The organism is Nocardia sp. NPDC049935 (assembly GCF_055586645.1).
In genome coordinates this window covers 388,365-405,404 of record NZ_JBVJHV010000002.1, presented here as the reverse complement: position 1 = coordinate 405,404, position 17,040 = coordinate 388,365, and the positions used below count along the sequence as shown (strand labels likewise).

The window sequence follows — 17,040 nt, the reverse complement described above, 5'->3', positions numbered from 1 at the left end:
GCGCGATCCGGCGATTGCTGCGATGATGGCCTGGTGGCGCAGGCAGATGACCCCGATGATCGCAAGACCCGGGGCGGCCGCGGTGGCGGGCAGGAGCCCGACCCTGGTCGTCGCGGAAACCGGCAGGGTGAACAGGTGGTGCGGGCCGGTACGCTGCTGGTTTCCTCGACCGAACTGGCCGAGCCCACGTTCCGCCGCACCGTCGTCTACATCATCGAGCACAACGACGCCGGCACGTTGGGCGTGGTGCTGAACCGGCCCAGCGATACCGCCGTCACCGATGTGCTACCGCAGTGGAGCGAACTATCCGCCCAGCCGCGCACCCTGTTCGTCGGTGGTCCGGTCAAGCGGGATGCCGCCCTGTGCCTGGGCACCGTCCGGGTGGGGTCCTCGATCGACGGAGTGCAGGGGTTGCGGCGGGTGGACGGCCGGGTGGTGCTGGTCGATCTCGACGCCGACCCGGATCGCATCGGCCCGCTGGTCGAGGGGGTCCGTATCTTCGCCGGGTACGCGGGCTGGACGTTCGGCCAGCTCGACAGCGAACTCGCCAACGACGACTGGATGGTGGTCTCGGCGCTGCCCAGCGATCCGATCGCCGGGCGCCGCACCGATATGTGGGCGGCGGTACTGCGACGTCAGCCGCTGCCACTGTCGCTGCTGGCCACGCATCCGATCGAGGTCGAACGCAACTGAGTCGCGCGGCATACCGGTCCCGCCGCTTCGAGCGACGAGACCGGTATGGCGGCGAGCGGTTCAGCGACCCTGGCGACGGAACACCGTGGTCGACCAGAAGAACCCGCCCAGGCCGATCACCAGGCACCAGCCCAGCGAGATCAGCGCGTTGTTCCCGATGGCGGTGCCCATGAGCAGGCCGCGCAGCGTTTCGGTGAACGGGGTGAACGGCTGGTACTCGGCGAACCAGCGCATCACCGTCGGCATGGTGCCGGTGGGGACCAGCCCCGAACCCAGAAACGGCAGCATGATGATCGGGAACGGCAGGTTGCTCGCGCTCTCCGGGTTCGGCGCGACCAGGCCGAACGCGACCGACAGCCAGGTCAGGGCGAACACCACCAGGAGCAGGAAGCCGATCGCGGCGGCCCATTCCAGCGGAGTCGCCGACGGGCGGAATCCCATCAGCGCCGCGACCCCGAGCATCGCGGCCAGCGCCGGGACCGCCTGCACCAATACCCCGAGCACATGCCCGGTGAGCAGTGCGGACTGGGTGATCGCCATGGTCCGGAACCGGTTGACGATGCCTTTGGTCACATCGGTGCACACCGATACCGCCACCGACGCGGTGAGATACGCGGGCAGCATGAGCAGCATCCCCGGCACCAGGTAGTCGATGTAGTCGACACTGCCGTCACCGCTGAGACCGGATTCCAGGGCGCCGCCGAATATGTAGTTGAACATGGCCAGCAAGACGATCGGCATCACCGTGACGGAGATGGTCATACTCGGGTAGCGCCGCGCCAGCACCAGATTGCGCCGCAGCATGGTCCAGGTATCCGCCAGCGGGGTGGCCGGCCGCGGCGCGTGGGTGAGGGTGGTCATCGCGCGTGTTCCTTTTCTGCGGTGGGGGTTCCGGTGAGGGTGAGGAAGACGTCGTCCAGGTCCGGGGTGTGCACGGACAGGCCTTCGGCGGGCAGGGTGTGCGCGTCGATCCGGTCGAGTACCGCGCGCAGAGATCCGAGGGCCCCGTCGCCGGGGACGGCCAGGGTCAGTTCGTCGTCGATGGCCCGCGCGCCCGATCCGAAGACCACGGCGGCGGAGGCAAGCGCCGCCGCGTCGGCGAACCGCACCCGGATATGGCCACCGGGAACGAGTCGTTTGAGTTCGGCGGAGGTCCCCTCGGCCACGATCCGGCCCCGGTCGAGGACGGCGATGCGATCGGCCAGCCGGTCGGCCTCCTCGAGGTACTGGGTGGTCAGGAACACGGTGACGCCGTAGTCCTGGACCAGACCGCCGATGATCTCCCACATGGTGCGGCGGCTGCGCGGATCGAGCCCGGTGGTGGGTTCGTCCAGGAAGATGATGCGCGGATCGCCGACCAGGGTCATGGCGAGATCGAGCCGGCGGGTCATACCGCCGGAGTAGCTGCTCGCGGTCTTGTCGGCGGCCGCGGTGAGATCGAACCGGGCCAGCAGTTCGTCGGCGAGTTCGCGGTTGCGGCGGCGCGGGATCCGGTGCAGATCTCCCATGAGCCGGAGGTTCTCCCGGCCGGTGAGCAGTTCGTCGACGGCGGCGAATTGCCCGGTGACCCCGATCGCCGAGCGCACGGCATCGGGTTCGGCGCACGGATCGTGACCGCCGACGCGGATATCCCCGCCGTCCGGGGCGGTCAGGGTGCTCAGGATCCGGACCGTGGTGGTCTTCCCGGCGCCGTTGGGTCCGAGCAGGGCGTAAATAGTGCCCTCGGGGACGGTGATATCGACGCCGTCGAGCACCGCGGTATCGCCGTAGGACTTCCGCAGTCCGGAAGCCCGGATCGCGGGGCCGCGTCCGTTGTTCATGGTCGATTCCTCCTGAAATACATGTTCAGATGCGTATGTGGGCATGTTTTATCGACACCGCTCCCCAGGTCGCGGTGTGTGCGGGTGGTTACCGGCGGCGGGATCCGATCAGATGTCGAGATCCTCCACCGGGGCCATCTCGGCTATATCGGCGATCCGCCGGTACATCTGATCGGGGATCTTGCCTTTCAACTCCTCGAGAGTGTCGGTGATGGTGAGAAGGTAATCGCCCCAGTCCTGTTCGAGACCGAGCATGCGACGCCAGTTCTTCAGATCGCGCACCCAGTTCTGACTTTCGGGATACTCGGACCATTTGGAGTACTGGGCGTGCAGAACGAATTTGCCCTTACGACTCCGGAATACGCGGACATGCTCCATCCGCTCGTCGTCCTCGTCCCGGTATTCACCGAGCAGCGAGCCCTGGAACCGCACCTGCCGGACCCCGTTGTGCCCGACCCGCAGAACCACTTCGTCGTAACCCTCGACCTTGCCCTCTTCCAGTTCGATGAACCGCCGCAGCGCGGTGACGACGGCGCCGGAGAGGTTGCCGCCCACGAGCTCCTGCGCCCGCTGGAACAGGGGTAGATCATCATCGGCGACGTAGATGGTCTTATTGGGCATGAGCCAACTATACGTAGACATATACGTAGAGACAAGAGCGATCCGGCCGACGCACGGTAATGCTTTCCCAACTGGTAATTCAGGAGCCCCGCGGGCTGCCGCGCCGGAACGACCTCGTGAGCCCGGCCCATACCGGACCCCGGCCACCCCACCGGATACCGGAATCGCGGGCGAACCGCCGCGCGTCGGCCGCGGTTCCCCGCTTGGGCCGGGTCCGCGCCCACGCCACGTACCGTTCGGCGAAATCCGGGCCGGCGGCGTGTTCGAGTCCGGGATAGCGGGCGGCGACCTCCCGGGCACGTTTATGCAGTACGGCATGCGCCGCGGCGCGGACCGCGCAGACATCGAAACCCGGCGGCACGGCCTCCCCGGCCACCAGCGCGCGGACCAGTGCCGCCTGCCGGGCCGCCAGATCCGGCACGTCGGGCCCGGTCATCGCAGCGCCGCCCGGGCCGAGGCCGTGATGGGGGCCCGCGCCGCGGCGTTGCTGAGCGCGTCCAGTTCGTCGAGCAGTTCCTCGGCCGGCGGATAGTTGCCGTCCCGCTCGAGCATCAGCGGCACCGGATGGTCGCGCACGAATCCGGCCACCATCTTCAACACCTCCGCGGGAATCGGATGCAGATGGGTGTCGTGATATCTCCCGCCGGACTCCGCGCCACCGGCGATATGGCAGTAGGCGATCCGTTCGGTGGGCAGCGCGGCCAATTCCGCATGCGGATCGCGACCCCGGTTGCGCGCGTTGGCGTAGACGTTCGCGATATCCAGGAGCAGATAGACGCCGGTGCGGTCGACGATCTCGGTGAGGAACTGCGCCTCGGTCATCTCGTCGTCGGGCCAGTCGAAGACCGCCGCGATGTTCTCCACGGCGAGGGGGACATCCAGTTCGGCCACGGTGCGCGCGATATTCGCGGTGAGCACCTCGAGGGCCTCCCGGGTCCGGGGCACCGGGAGCAGATGCCCGGCCTCCAGGCCGCCCGCCCGGACGAAGGCGATATGTTCGCTGACCAGCGGCGCCGAGACCGCCTCGGCGCAGCGTGCCAGCCGCTCGACCCGGGCCGCCGTTACCGGTTCCGCGCCGCCGAGGGAGAGCGAGACACCGTGCGGCACCACCAGGGTGCCGCGGGCGCGCAGCGATTCGAGTTCCTCGGGTACCGCGACGGCGCCGGATCGGCCTGCCGGGATGAGTGATTCGGCGATGACCTCACAGAACGCGAGCCCGTCCAAATGGTCGATCACCCCGCAGATCTGCGGCCGCCAGCCGATACCGAGCCCGTTCTCGGGTAGTGGACCGGACACCGGATCAGCCGCCGCATCCGCCGCAGCCGCCACCGCAGCCGCCACCGTCACCGCCGCCGGAATCACCGCCCGCGTCGCCGCCCCCGCCGCCGTCGACCCGGGGATCGCCCATCGCCGTGTTCAGGGCCGGGTCCAGCAGGATCAGCGCGTGCGCACCGAACAGCGCGACCGCCAGCCCAGCGGCGGCGCCGCCGTAGGTCTGGAACGCGGGCGAGTTCGAGGGGCGCAGGTGGCGATGCCGGGCGGTCGCGTCGTCGAGGGCGGCCCGGCCCAGCGGTGTCACCCGGACCGGCGCCATCACCCGCCATCCGGCGATCGCCAGTGCGATCAGCACCACCACCAGCAAGAGCACCGCGTTACCGTGCGCGACTCCGGCGATCAGCCGCAGCACACCGAGCGCGGCGACGACCATGATCGGTATACCCGCCCGCCGCAGCCGTGCCGAGTGGCCGGAATCGGTGAGGTAGCCGCGGCGGCGCAGCGAGGTGCGCAGTTCCGCCAGCTCGGCGCGCATCCGGTGGCACACCCCGGAAAAACTCTGTTTCGACTCGTCCATCCGCTGCGCCACCCCGAGGGTGAACGGATCGAGCGCCGCACCCGGTACCGGCTTCCCGGTCGGGTGGCCGGCGCTGTCGATGAGATCGTGGCCCCGCAGCAGCGCGACCGACGCCATCACCGCCCGGTCGTCGCCGGTGAGCATCCCGAGTTCGTGCGGGGAGAGTTGTTCGGCCGGCGGCCCGACGGGTGCGAGCACCCGGGCCCGCAACCGGAATCCGGCGACCACCGCGACCACCGCCAGCGGAATATAGAGCAGCAGGAAGCCGGGTCCGTCGATTCCCCAGGTCGGCCCGGCGGCGACCGCTATCGGCTGGGCGGCCGACCACTCCATCACGCGCACATCGACCACCTCCGGATCACCGATACCGCTGAACCCAGTATCCGGACCGAATCCCGACCACGCCACGACGATTCGATGGCGGGACCGTAAACCACACGTGGCCGTTCGGGTGTTCCGGATACCGGCCGGCCCGTGAAGCCGTACTGTCCGCCGGGTGAATTCCCGGCGATTCACGGCGTTTTCCTACCGGGCGCGCGCCGGGTGGATGCCTAGGGTCGGTGTCCATGAACCCTGCCGGTTGGAGATCGAACGCGATTGGGCGCCGTCGGCGGCGCGGCTCGGCACCCCTGTGGACACGGGTTTGCGCTGGTCCCGCCCGTTCGGGACCGGGGCGTGCGCTATTGGCCGGAGCCGCGATGCTGCTCGTCGCCGCCGCCCCCGTCGCCCTGCCCGGCGGCGCGGCGGCCGAACCCACCGGACCCGATGTCTCGTCGTGGCAGCACGGCGGCGGACGGCCCATCGACTGGTTCGCGGTGCGTGCCTCCGGCCACCGTTTCGCCATGGTGAAGGCGACCGAGGGCCTCGACTACATCAACCCGTTCTTCGTACAGGACAGCCTGCATATGCGGGTCGCGGGGATGGCCCGCGGCACCTATCACTACGCCCACCCCGATCTGCCGCCCGAACCCCAGGCCGCCCTGTACGCGGCGATCGTGCTCGGGCAGAACGGACCGCTGGATCTGCCGCCGGTGCTCGATATCGAACATTCCGGGGGTCTGCCGCCGGGTGCGCTGATCGACTGGACGCACCGCTATCTCAACACCGTGCAGCAGCTCACGGGCCGGGTGCCGATCATCTACACCTATCCCAACTTCTGGAAATCGGCGATGGCGAACAGCGACCAGTTCCACCGCTATCCGCTGTGGATCGCCGACTACCGGGACCGCCCCCAGCCCGAGGTCCCCGGTAACTGGCCGGCCTGGACCTTCTGGCAGCAGACCGATTCCGGTTCCATCCCGGGCATCCACGGCCCCACCGATGTGAACGTATACAGCGGCGCCCAGGGCGATTTCGCCCGCTTCGCCCGGATGGGCGGGCTCACCGGCAGCGGATAACCGCCCGGTGTCCGGACAAGGCCGCCGAGCCCCACGGCTCGGCGGCCTTTCGCCACGCCTCCCGTACTCCTCGTTACTCCACGCCGATCCGGCCGCCCCCGGCCTTCCAGACCGCCACCACCGCCGGCCGCGGCTGCGAATCGCCGCCGTCGGGCCAGTGCGACGCGGGGTTCTCCACCGACGCGTCATCGGTCTCGCCCGGATGCTGGACGCATACCAGGACCCGCTCCTCGGTGATCACCGGACCGCAGGTCTCCCCGCCCGCCGGCACCGACAGGAACTGTTTGGTCTCGCCGCGCCGCTCACCGTCGAGTACCACCGCGAACAGCCCGTCGTTGGCGTCCAGCGCGTTGCCGTCGGTGCTGATCCACAGATTGCCGTACGGATCGAAGGCCAGATTGTCCGGGCAGGAGATCGGGCTGACCTTCGTTTTGTCGTATCCGGCGAAATAGGTGTCCGCGGCGGCGGGGTCACCGCAGACCAGCAGCAGCGACCAGGTGAACTCGGTACCGGCGTGATCGTCGGTGATCTCGAGGACCTGTCCGTTCTTGTTCTCGTCGCGCGGATTGGCCTCGTCGGCGGCGGCCTCCCCGTCGGTGCCGCGTTTGCTGTTGTTGGTCAGCGCGACGTACACCTTGCCGGTTTTCGGGTTCGCCTCGAAATCCTCGGGCCGGTCCATCTTGGTGGCGCCCACCTTGTCGCCGGCGAGGCGGGTGAACACCGCGACCTCCTCGGCGGTCATACCGTCCACCAGCGATTCGCCGCGGCCGTCCTCGGCGGTGCGCAGGATCGGCACCCACTGACCTTTGCCGGTGAATCCCTGGTCCGACGGAACGTCGCCGGAGCCGTCGATACGATCCGGGTGATCGCCGGTCAGCTTGGCGACGTAGAGGGTGCCGGCGTCGAGGATGGTGAGATTGTGGCGGCGGCTCGCGGCGCCGGTGCCGGGTTCGATCCTGCGGGTGGAGACGAACTTGTACATGTAGTCGAAGCGCTCGTCGTCACCGCTGTAGGCGACCACGGTGCCGTCGGCGGTCACATGGATATTGGCCGCCTCGTGTTTGAACCGGCCCAGGGCGGTGTGCTTGATCGGCGTCGATTTCGGATCCCACGGGTCCACCTCGACCACCCAGCCGAACCGGTTGGGTTCGTTGGGTTCGGCGGCCACATCGAAACGCCGGTCGAACTTCTCCCAGTAGTGCGGGGCGTCGGATTCACCGATCCCGTAACGCTCGAACCGGGCCGCTGTCACCGGATCGGCGGCCTTACCGGCGAAGTAGGCGTTGAAGTTCTCCTCACCCGAGAGCACCGTGCCCCAGGGGGTGACCCCGCCGGAACAGTTGTTGACCGTGCCGAGCACCTTGGTGCCGGTGGGGTCGGCGGTGGTCTTCAGCAGCGGGCTGCCCGCGGCCGGACCGGTGAGCACGAACTCCGTGGTGGCGGTGATCCGCCGGTTGTACCGGCCGAAGGCGGGTTTCAGCTGCCCCTTACCGGGCTCACCCCGCACCTCGACCACCGACAGCCCGTGCGCGGCCATCGCGATATCGGCCTGTTCCCGGGTGATCTTCTCCGCGTCGTACCCCGGGAACATGAACTGCTCGGTGGTGTACTCGTGGTTCACCACCAGCAGGTATTTACCGGGCTCCCCGTCGATCGGGAGCAATCCCGCGAAATCGTTGTTGTAGCCGAACTGGCGCGCCTGCGCGGCGGCGGTCTGGCCGAAGAAGTCGAACTCCGGGGCATCCTCGAACAGCGGATCGCCCCAGCGGATCACCACGCCCTGTTCGTACCCCTCCGGGATGACCACGGCGTCCTCGGTGTTCGGCGCCACCGGGGTGAACCCGGTGCCCGTGCTCCCGGCGCCGGCGGCCGTCTCGACCTCGGTATCGCCGCAGCCCGCCAATGCGCCCATGGCACCGACGGCGACCACCGCGGCCGCCCCGCCCTGCAGCACCCGGCGCCGGGAGATCGCGGCGACGATATCGCCGAAGTACTCGTTGGACGAGGTGTTGGGGACCTCGTGGAAGCAGGCGTTTCCGCATTTGTACCGGCAGGTCACGCGGGACCGCGAACCGGCGGGCTCATGGGCGACGAAAAGCGGGAGAGGTTTCACTGTGAACTCCTGTTCCGGGCTGAACGCCCGCACGCTAGCGGACCCAGGAGAGTCTCAGGAGACGGTGGGATTAACGACGGGCCAACACGGCGGCCCGGGAAACCCCAGGCCGCCGCGCCGACGCCCACAACTCACGCGACGATATTGACCAGTCTCCCCGGGACCACGATCAACTTCCGGGGGGATTTTCCGTCCAGCAGGGCGGCGATCTTCTCGTCGGCCAGGGCCGCGGTCTCGATGGCCGCCTGGTCGGCCTCCGGATCCACCTGGATCCGGCTGCGGACCTTGCCGTTGACCTGGATCGGGTATTCCACCGTCTCCGCGGTCAGCAGCGCGGGGTCGGCCACCGGGAAGGGTCCGTGGGCCAGCGAACGACCGTGACCCAGCCGCTCCCACAGTTCCTCGGTCATATGCGGGGCCAGCGGGGCCAGCATCAGGACCACCGGTTCCACCGCCGAACGCGGCGCACCCTGGGGGTAGGCCTTGGTCAGGTGGTTGGTCAGCTCGATCAGTTTGGCCCCGGCGGTGTTGTCGCGCATCGCCGCCAGATCCTCGTCCACGCCGGCGATGGTCCGGTGCAGCAGCCGCAGGGTCTCGTCGGAGGGGTTCTCCTCGGTGACCCGGGACGTGCCGGTCTCCTCGTCCACCACCAGCCGCCACACCCGCTGCAGGAAGCGGTGCGCGCCGATGACGTCCTTGGTCGCCCACGGCCGCGAGGTATCCAGCGGGCCCATCGACATCTCGTAGAACCGGAAGGTGTCGGCCCCGTACAGATCGCAGATCTCATCGGGGGCGATGGCGTTCTTCAGCGATTTGCCGACCTTGCCGTACTCCTGGTTCACCTCGGTCTCGGTGCCCGAGGCGTCGGTCCAGAAGAACTTCCCGTCCCGTTCGACGACCTCCGCGGCCGGGACATAGGCCCCGCGCGCGTCGGTATAGGCGAAGGCCTGGATATAGCCCTGGTTGAACAACCGGCGATACGGTTCGCTGCTGCTCACCTCACCCAGGTCGAACAGCACCTTCTGCCAGAACCGCGCGTACAGCAGATGCAGCACCGCGTGCTCGACGCCGCCGACGTACAGGTCCACGCCGCCCGGATCGTCCGCGCCGTGCTCGGCCGGGCGCGGGCCCAGCCAGTAGTTCTCGTTCTGCTTCGCGCAGAACTCCTCGGAGTTGGTGGGGTCGGCGTAGCGCAGCTGATACCAGGAGCTGCCCGCCCAGTTGGGCATGACATTGGTATCGCGGCGGTATCTGCGCGGGCCGTCGCCCAGATCCAGTTCCACCTCGACCCAGTCGGCGGCCTTGGCCAGCGGTGGGGAGGGCTCGGAATCGGCATCGTCGGGATCGAAGGTGACGGGCGCGAAATCGTCCAGTTCGGGCAGCCGCACCGGCAGCATCGACTCGGGCAGCGCGTGCGGGGCGCCCGCCTCGTCGTACACGATCGGGAAGGGTTCGCCCCAGTACCGCTGCCGGGCGAACAGCCAATCGCGCAGTTTGTACTGCACCGTGCCCGCGCCGCGGCCGTCGGCCTCCAGCCGCGCGATCACCGCGGCTTTGGCGTCGGCGATCTCCAGGCCGTCCAGGTAGCCGGAGTTCACGGCCGGGCCGTCGCCGGAATAGGCCTCGCCGTCGAAATCGGCGGGCGGGCGCACGGTCCGGATGACGGGCAACCCGAACGCGGTCGCGAAATCCCAGTCCCGCTGGTCCTGGCCGGGCACGGCCATGATCGCGCCGGTGCCGTAACCGCTCAGCACATAGTCGGCGATGAAGATCGGGATCTGCGCGCCGTTCACCGGGTTGGTGGCGTAGGCCCCCAGGAAGACGCCCGTCTTCTCCTTGTTCTCCTGCCGCTCCAGATCCGATTTGGCCGCGACGGCCGAGCGGTAGGCGGCGACCGCCGCGACCGGATCGGCCGCACCGCCGGTCCAGCGGGCGTCCACACCGTCGGGCCACGCGGCCGCGGTCAGCTCGGCGACCTTCTCGTGCTCGGGCGCCAGCACCATGTAGGTGGCGCCGAACAGGGTGTCGGGGCGGGTGGTGAACACCTCCACATCCCCGGCCGGGGTCGCGAACTCGACCCGCGCGCCCCGGGAACGCCCGATCCAGTTGCGCTGCATGGCCTTCACGTTCTCCGGCCAGTCCACGTGGTCCAGATCGTCGATCAGGCGGTCGGAGTAGGCGGTGATCCGCATCATCCACTGCCACAGACGTTTCCGGAACACCGGGAAGTTGCCGCGCTCACTGCGGCCGTCGGCGGTGACCTCCTCGTTGGACAGCACCGTGCCCAGACCCGGGCACCAGTTCACCACCGAATCGGTCTGATACACCAGGCGATAGGAATCGATCAGCGCGCCTCGCTCGGCCGCCGTCAGATCCGCCCAGTCCTTACCGCCGGGCACCGCCCGCGCCCCCGACGCGAACTGCCGTTCCAGTTCCGCGATCGGCCGGGCCCGGTCGGCCTCCTGGTCGTACCAGGCGTTGTAGATGCGCAGGAAGATCCATTGCGTCCACTTGTAGTACTCGGGATCGGTGGTCGCGAACGAACGCCGCCGGTCGTGCCCCAGACCCAGCCGGTCCAGCTGCCGCTGCATGGTCGCGATATTGGCTTCGGTGGTGTCGCGCGGATGCGCGCCCGTCTGCACCGCGTACTGCTCGGCGGGCAGGCCGAACGCGTCGTATCCCAGCGCGTGCAGCACATTGCGGCCGTGCATCCGGTGATACCGGGCGAACACATCGGTGGCGATATAGCCCAGCGGATGGCCCACGTGCAGCCCCGCGCCCGACGGGTACGGGAACATGTCCTGCACGAACAGCTTGTCCGCCGGGACCTCGCCCGCCAGCGGACCCACCGGATTCGGCGCGTGGAAGGTCCCGCGCTCGTTCCACCGCTGCTGCCAGCGGCCCTCGATCTCCCCAGCGAGCGCGGCCGTGTAGCGATAGGCGGGCGTATCGTCGGCACGGCCCGGGGCTGCGCCGGTATCTACCGAGCTCTGCCCGGCGGTCTCGGTTGCGCGGGAGTCCTGCACGGTCCTGCCTTCTCTAGCTGCTGATGGGGAGAAATCCGTCGCGAACAGCGTAAGTCGTACCCCCTTACAAGCCCAAAAGGTGGGTAGTGCTGGTCGGAGCTGTGACATTGGAGCAGCTCCGCTGCTCGAGGTTCGGCCCTCCTGAGCGTCTGCTGTCGGCCCTCGAGACTCGCGGCTGCGCCGCCTCGCTTCGAGGGCCGACAGCAGACGCGGGCCGAACCCTTTCCCACTCGGCGCCGGCGGACGGGTTGGTGCGGGGGGGTGTCCCGGGTGGCTCGGTGGGGTGGGAGGGGTTACCCGCGTGCGGGGGGCGGGGCGGTAGGGACTATTCTGACCTGGTGTTTGTCGTCGCGATTCTGCTGTTCGTCCTGGCCCTCGTCGCCCTGACGACCGGGGTGCTGGGGCTGTTCGGCAAGCTGCCCGGTAACCGCTACATCGGGGTGCACACCGAGGCGGCGCTTCGCGACGAGACCGCGTTCCGGACCGCCAACCGGGTGGCCGCTCCCACCTCGATCGTCTCCGCCGCGCTACTGGCCGCGGGCGGGCTCGTGGTCATGGCCGCGGGCGGTTTCACCGCGGTGGTCGTCGCGGTGGGCGTGCTGGTCATCTCCCTGTTCACGCTGGGCGCCGGCGCCAACGCGGGCGCCCGGGCCGCGGAGGCCGTCGCGCCGGCTCCGGAGCCCGCGGGCTGCGGCGGGTCGTGCGGCGGGTGCTCGCTGAAGAACACCTGCGCCCCGGCCGCCGGCTGAGCGCCCCTCAGCCCAGCCAGTCCAGTACCGACGCCGCCGTCCACGACTGCTGCATACTGCCCAGCGGTTCCCCGGTGAACGGTTCGTAGTATTCCGCGAAGCTGCCGTCGCTGGCCTGGCGCAGCGCTTCGGCGCGCAGCATGAAGGAGCGCTCGGCCCAGCCCCGGTGGGCGAATACCCAGGAGAACAGCCAGCTCATCACCGGCCATACCGGCCCGCGCCAGTACTCGCGGGACCGGAAATCCTTCGACACCGGCGAGGTGGAGGGCGGCAGCGCGTAGCGCAGGTCGGGGTGACCACAGAAACGCGGGCCTTCGAACAGGCGCAGCAGGTTGCGTTCTATGGCCCGGGGCAGGCCGCCGCTGATGAGCGGCGCAAACATGGCCAGTGTTTCGGTGTTGATCCAGCGCTGGGCCCGGGTGTCGTAGTCGCGGGCCGCGCCGGTACGGGCGTCGGTCGTGGCGATCACTCCCGCGCGGAACCGCTCGGCCCAGCCGAACAGCTCCCGGGTATCGGCCTTGGGCTGGTGATACTCCTCACCGATCTGCCCGAGGACCTCGCAGGCCATCGCGAAGATCGCGGTGACGAAAACGTCCTCCACCGCGAACCCCATCACCGCGCTGAGTTCGGCGTCGTCGTAGCGGGCGCGCCGCATCTGCTCGACCAGCCACAGGTACCGGTCGTATTCGCGGTCGGTGGGGCGCTGCGAGGGGTCGTCGATGACGAGGACGTCCTCGCGCCGGTAGGCGGGCAGGTCCGCGCCGGGCACCACGTTCTCGTAGGCGCGATCCCAGCGCGGCGAATTGTCCATTCCGGATTCCCAGCCGTGGTACAGGGTGATCCGGCCGTTGCCCAGGGGGTCGCGGGCGTGGGCCAGCCAGCGATGCCAGCGCACCAGATCCGACCAGCGGCGGTTGAGGAATTCCTCGGCCACCGCGCGCGTGCTGCGACCGTGCCGGCGGGAATGGTCGAGGATGCGCTGGACCGCGATGGCGTGGACCGGCGGCTGGGTGATGCCGGAGGTATCGGGCCCGTCCGGCGCGGCGGCCGCCAGCAGCCGGCATTCCCAGCGGGCCGGGCCGGGGAAATAGCCGTCCACGCCGTTGGCGAAGACGATATGCGGGATCATCCCGTTCTTCCATTGCGCCGAGAGCAGGGTGTCGAGTTCGATCACCGCGCGTTCCACGCTCAGCGGGGCCAGCCCGACCGCGACGAAGGCCGCGTCCCAGCTCCACATATGCGGATACAACCGCGGCGCGGCGCTGGTCATGGTTCCCAAATCGTTGCCGCGCAGCAGATAGGCCGCTCGCGCTGCGAGCTGCGTGGGAGTGAAACCTGGGTGTGCCATCTCTATATCTTGCGGGTTGGGACCGGACTCTCGCCCGGTTCGGTGCCAGTGATCGCAATATCTACCGAGTCACGGTTTCGCTTCGGTGTGCGCGATATTGCGCACGCGCTACACACCTCTCCCCGGCGACGGCCGTCACCGGTGCGAATGTGATACGCACTACCGAGGACCGCGGAACACGACCAGGAGGCGATATGACCGTGCCGCACGATACGGGGACCGCCGAGCGACCCGTGGCGCTGGTGACCGGCGGCGCCCGCGGTCTGGGCGCGGCCATCGCCCGCGAACTCGCACCCGATCACTCGCTGCTGCTGGGCGGCCGCACCGCCACCGGCCTGGAACCGATACTGCGGGAACTCCCCGGCGCCACCGCCTGGCCGGTGGATCTCACCGACTATGCCGCGGTGGCCGAGGCGACCGCCCCCCTCGACCGGCTCGACGTGCTGGTGCACAACGCCGGTATCGCCGATCTGGGCACGATCGCCGAATCCTCGGTCCGGCAGTGGCGCGAAACGCTCGAGGCCAATCTGATCGCCGTCGCGGAGCTGACCCGCCTGCTGTTGCCCGCGCTGCGCGCCGCGAACGGGCATGTGGTGCTGATCAATTCGGGGGCCGGTATGCGCGCGCACGCCGGATGGGCCTCGTACGCGGCGAGCAAGTTCGGCCTGCGCGCCTTCGGTGACGCGCTACGCCTCGAGGAGCCCTCGATCCGGGTCACCTCGATCCATCCGGGCCGTATCGACACCGATATGCAGCGCACGATCGTGGCCGGGGAGAAGCGGCGCTACGACCCGGAGCAGTTCCTGCGGCCGGAAACGGTCGCTCGCGCGGTGCGCACGGCGGTGGATACGCCCGCGGACGGGCACCCCACCGAAATCGTGCTGCGCCCCCGCTGAGCGACAGCCGGACGCCCGGCCCGGCGAGATGCCGCCGGGCCGGGCCGGGATGCGTCAGTGCTCGTCGTAGTGGCCGTTGTGGGCGGCGTGGCGGTGGCCGTCGTGGATGTAGTCGACGTGATCGCCGTGCGGTACGGCTACGTGACCGCAACCCTCCCCGTGCACATGCTCGTGGGCGCCGTGCTCGTGATGGCCCTGGGTCTCGCATTCGTCGAAATGATCACCGTGCGCGCGATGCAGATGGCCGTCGTGGACGTAGTCGACATGATCGCCGTGCGGTACCGCGACGTGGCCGCAGTCCGGGCCGTGCACATGGCCGTGATCGGTGTGCTGAGCGTGTGCCGTCGTCATCGGTGTTCCTTCTTTCCTCGTACCGGTCAGGTGGAACTACGCCCCTCTATTACATCACCAAGTGCGCATGATTGCAGTTAGCTGTTTATTCACCACGCGGCCCGGGTACCGGGTAGTTGGATCGAGTACCCGGGGCATCCGCTTCTCTCGGTGGATTGCGGGAGTACTTCCGGCCCACCGAGCGTTACCACCGGGCAGTAGCGAGACCTCTCCGCGCCGACCGATGTGGCACAGAGTTTGCCCGATGGCGGATCGACATACCTATCAGTACGCAACCTGACAGAATGCCCGAATCATCCGACCTTTAAACCGGATTCGGAATATTTTTTCCAAATTCGGTGTCGTTTCATGTTCCAGCCACGTAACGTCATGTTGTTCGTCCCACCGGGACAGCCTCCTTTGGCCCGGCGAACCACACTGCGCGCTTGTTCTGACTGGAACCCAACCTGGCAACCCAGCCACGTAGATCGGACACGAGAACATCATGAAGATCCGCAAGATCGCCGCCGTCCTGGCACCCCTGCTGGCCACCGCCGCGGTGGGCGCGGGAGTCGTTCACGCAGAGCCCGCCACGCCCGATATCGGTTACCGCACCGAACTCGTCGGCAAAGACGTGGTAACCACGCTCACCAACGGCACGTTCGCGCTCCGGGACGAAACCGTGGACATCGTGGACAAATCCGGCGCCACCGTGGTCACCCTGCCGTTGTTCGTGCGCGAGGGCACCACCGAATACCCCCTCCCGCACGCGGTTCGCGATGAGGGCCGGGTGCTGGCACTCACGGCCGTCAAGGATGTCGAGCACGCCCGTCCGACGACGGCACAGCCGATCGCTTCCCCGCAGGAGAACCTCTCCGCCCAGAACAACTTCGCCTCCCAGTTCGGGCTCGCCACCGCCATCGGCGGATTCGTGGGCACGGCGCTCGGAGCCCTTATCGGGCTGGCCGTCACGCTGCCGACCGGCGTCGGGATTCCGGCCGGAATCATCAGCGGTGCCACTCTCGGCGGCATCATCGGCACGATCGTCGTCGGCGGACCCGCACTGGTCATCGCCGCCGTCGATCTGGTGAACACCCTCGCCGCGGCCCCGGGTACCACCCAGTGGGCCCCGAAGGCGCAGGCCACTCGCTAGACCCTCGGGCCGGAACGCTCGACCGGCCACCGGGAACCGATGAGGGCGGGCTCCGTGCCCGCCCTCATTGTCGTGTCCGCGGACGCCGCCGTTCGGGATGAATCCCGGCACAGCCGGTTCCGGAGCCGGTCGGCCGATACCCGCGGACCGACCGCAGACCGCGGACCACCAATTCGGTGGACCCGGCCGCACGCGGCATCTACTGTCACCCGCGTGATGCAGCAGTTCTTCTTCCGTCTCGGATAGCGACCCGGCCGCGAACAGCGGTCCGGGTCGGTGACCCGCCCTCCGGCGCGTGACGCGCCGGAGGTGATCCGTCGTCCGCGAAACGTGAAGAAGGTATTCCATGCTGTTGCTCGTCTCCGGCGCCTCGGGCGTCGGGAAAACCACCGCCCGTCTCGCCGCCGCCCCGCTGCTGGGCGCCGGCTTCGAGACGGCGGAGCTGTTCACCCTGGGTCCGATTCCCGCCGTCCCGACCATCGAGTGGCGGCACCGGCAGGTCGAGGTGGCCGTCCGGCGGGCCGCCGAATTGGCGCCGGAGGGGCGGCATCTGCTGTTCGCCGGGGACCCGGTACCCGCCGGTGAGGCGCTGGCGGCGCCGTCCGCGGATCTGATCGATATCGCCGTCTGCCTGCTCGACGCGAACGAGACCGCGCAGACCGCGCGGCTGCGGGCCCGGCAGGATCCACCGGAACTGCTCCACTTGCACCTGGCATTCGCCGAATGGTTGCGGCGCCACGCCGTCGATCCCACCCATGTGCCCGAGGCCGTCACCACCGGCGCCTGGCCACAGATGCGCTGGCAGCGCTGGGCGGGTCGCGAGGACATCGCGGACCGGTGGGCCATGAACGTGATCGACACCTCCGCGCTCGACGGCCCGGGTGTCGCACGGGAACTGGTCACCTGGTGTCGTGCCGCGACGGCCGGGCAGGCCCCGGTGTTCCGGCGCGGCTGGCATCTTCCGGCCGGTGGAGCCGGCTGAGCGAGTGGGGGTTCCGCCGCACCGCGCAGGTATCACGCGCGGTGCGGCGGAACGCGGCGA

At 69.0% G+C, this 17,040-nt stretch carries 16 protein-coding genes; 6 read left to right on the top strand and 10 right to left on the bottom strand.

Annotated elements, in window-relative coordinates; all coding sequences use genetic code 11:
- The first annotated feature begins 33 nt into the window (after nucleotides 1-33).
- Nucleotides 34-693 (top strand): YqgE/AlgH family protein, encoded by a 660-nt coding sequence (locus ACZ6SF_RS10095; RefSeq protein WP_466061702.1) that lies wholly within the window; start codon nucleotides 34-36, stop codon nucleotides 691-693.
- Between the two features lie 60 nt (nucleotides 694-753).
- Here the strand turns inward: ACZ6SF_RS10095 and ACZ6SF_RS10090 are convergent, their stop codons facing one another.
- The 6 genes from ACZ6SF_RS10090 to ACZ6SF_RS10065 all read right to left on the bottom strand — a co-directional run bounded on the left by ACZ6SF_RS10090 (nucleotide 754) and on the right by ACZ6SF_RS10065 (nucleotide 5,319).
- Nucleotides 754-1,554: an ABC transporter permease gene (locus tag ACZ6SF_RS10090; RefSeq protein WP_466061701.1), complete on the bottom strand. Its 801-nt coding sequence runs from the start codon at nucleotides 1,552-1,554 to the stop codon at nucleotides 754-756.
- Complete coding sequence (locus tag ACZ6SF_RS10085; protein ID WP_466061700.1) at nucleotides 1,551-2,513, bottom strand: ABC transporter ATP-binding protein; 963 nt, start codon at nucleotides 2,511-2,513, stop codon at nucleotides 1,551-1,553. Before ACZ6SF_RS10085 ends, ACZ6SF_RS10090 begins: the two co-directional genes overlap by 4 nt.
- Nucleotides 2,514-2,621: 108 nt before the next feature.
- A complete protein-coding gene (locus ACZ6SF_RS10080; protein WP_466061699.1) occupies nucleotides 2,622-3,134 on the bottom strand; it encodes an EXLDI protein in 513 nt (170 codons plus the stop codon).
- A gap of 79 nt (nucleotides 3,135-3,213) precedes the next feature.
- On the bottom strand, nucleotides 3,214-3,570 hold the full coding sequence (locus ACZ6SF_RS10075) for an SCO6045 C-terminal-like domain-containing protein (protein WP_466061698.1): 357 nt from the start codon (nucleotides 3,568-3,570) through the stop codon (nucleotides 3,214-3,216).
- A complete protein-coding gene (locus tag ACZ6SF_RS10070; RefSeq protein ID WP_466061696.1) occupies nucleotides 3,567-4,430 on the bottom strand; it encodes an MbnB/TglH/ChrH family RiPP precursor modification enzyme in 864 nt (287 codons plus the stop codon). The genes ACZ6SF_RS10075 and ACZ6SF_RS10070 overlap by 4 nt, the downstream gene beginning before the upstream one ends.
- A gap of 4 nt (nucleotides 4,431-4,434) precedes the next feature.
- Nucleotides 4,435-5,319 carry a TIGR04222 domain-containing membrane protein gene (locus tag ACZ6SF_RS10065; RefSeq protein ID WP_466062242.1) on the bottom strand — a complete coding sequence of 295 codons (885 nt, stop codon included), beginning with the start codon at nucleotides 5,317-5,319 and terminating at the stop codon, nucleotides 4,435-4,437.
- 365 nt (nucleotides 5,320-5,684) lie between these two features.
- Here ACZ6SF_RS10065 and ACZ6SF_RS10060 point away from each other — a divergent pair, with 365 nt between their 5' ends.
- On the top strand, nucleotides 5,685-6,383 hold the full coding sequence (locus ACZ6SF_RS10060) for a glycoside hydrolase family 25 protein (protein WP_466061695.1): 699 nt from the start codon (nucleotides 5,685-5,687) through the stop codon (nucleotides 6,381-6,383).
- Between the two features lie 73 nt (nucleotides 6,384-6,456).
- Here ACZ6SF_RS10060 and ACZ6SF_RS10055 read toward each other — a convergent pair whose 3' ends face one another.
- A complete protein-coding gene (locus ACZ6SF_RS10055) occupies nucleotides 6,457-8,496 on the bottom strand; it encodes a PhoX family protein (protein ID WP_466061694.1) in 2,040 nt (679 codons plus the stop codon).
- Nucleotides 8,497-8,627: 131 nt separating this feature from the next.
- Nucleotides 8,628-11,522, bottom strand: a complete 2,895-nt coding sequence (gene leuS, locus ACZ6SF_RS10050) for a leucine--tRNA ligase (protein WP_466061693.1) — start codon at nucleotides 11,520-11,522, stop codon at nucleotides 8,628-8,630.
- Between the two features lie 338 nt (nucleotides 11,523-11,860).
- Between leuS and ACZ6SF_RS10045 the strand changes: the two genes are divergently transcribed.
- A complete protein-coding gene (locus ACZ6SF_RS10045; protein WP_466061692.1) occupies nucleotides 11,861-12,271 on the top strand; it encodes an SdpI family protein in 411 nt (136 codons plus the stop codon).
- Nucleotides 12,272-12,278: 7 nt separating this feature from the next.
- Here the strand turns inward: ACZ6SF_RS10045 and ggh are convergent, their stop codons facing one another.
- Nucleotides 12,279-13,619 carry a glucosylglycerate hydrolase gene (gene ggh, locus ACZ6SF_RS10040; protein WP_466061691.1) on the bottom strand — a complete coding sequence of 447 codons (1,341 nt, stop codon included), beginning with the start codon at nucleotides 13,617-13,619 and terminating at the stop codon, nucleotides 12,279-12,281.
- Nucleotides 13,620-13,813: 194 nt separating this feature from the next.
- Here ggh and ACZ6SF_RS10035 point away from each other — a divergent pair, with 194 nt between their 5' ends.
- The gene (locus tag ACZ6SF_RS10035; RefSeq protein ID WP_466061690.1) at nucleotides 13,814-14,515 is read left to right on the top strand and encodes an SDR family oxidoreductase; all 702 of its coding nucleotides are present in this window, start codon (nucleotides 13,814-13,816) and stop codon (nucleotides 14,513-14,515) included.
- 54 nt (nucleotides 14,516-14,569) lie between these two features.
- On the opposite strand, the gene ACZ6SF_RS10030 is transcribed toward ACZ6SF_RS10035, so the two are convergent.
- On the bottom strand, nucleotides 14,570-14,866 hold the full coding sequence (locus ACZ6SF_RS10030; protein ID WP_466061689.1) for a hypothetical protein: 297 nt from the start codon (nucleotides 14,864-14,866) through the stop codon (nucleotides 14,570-14,572).
- Nucleotides 14,867-15,350: 484 nt separating this feature from the next.
- On the opposite strand from ACZ6SF_RS10030, the gene ACZ6SF_RS10025 reads away from it, so the two are divergent.
- Both ACZ6SF_RS10025 and ACZ6SF_RS10020 read left to right on the top strand, forming a co-directional pair.
- A complete protein-coding gene (locus ACZ6SF_RS10025) occupies nucleotides 15,351-15,998 on the top strand; it encodes a DUF8020 domain-containing protein (protein WP_466061688.1) in 648 nt (215 codons plus the stop codon).
- 346 nt (nucleotides 15,999-16,344) lie between these two features.
- A complete protein-coding gene (locus ACZ6SF_RS10020; protein WP_466061687.1) occupies nucleotides 16,345-16,980 on the top strand; it encodes a hypothetical protein in 636 nt (211 codons plus the stop codon).
- Nucleotides 16,981-17,040 lie beyond the last annotated feature (60 nt).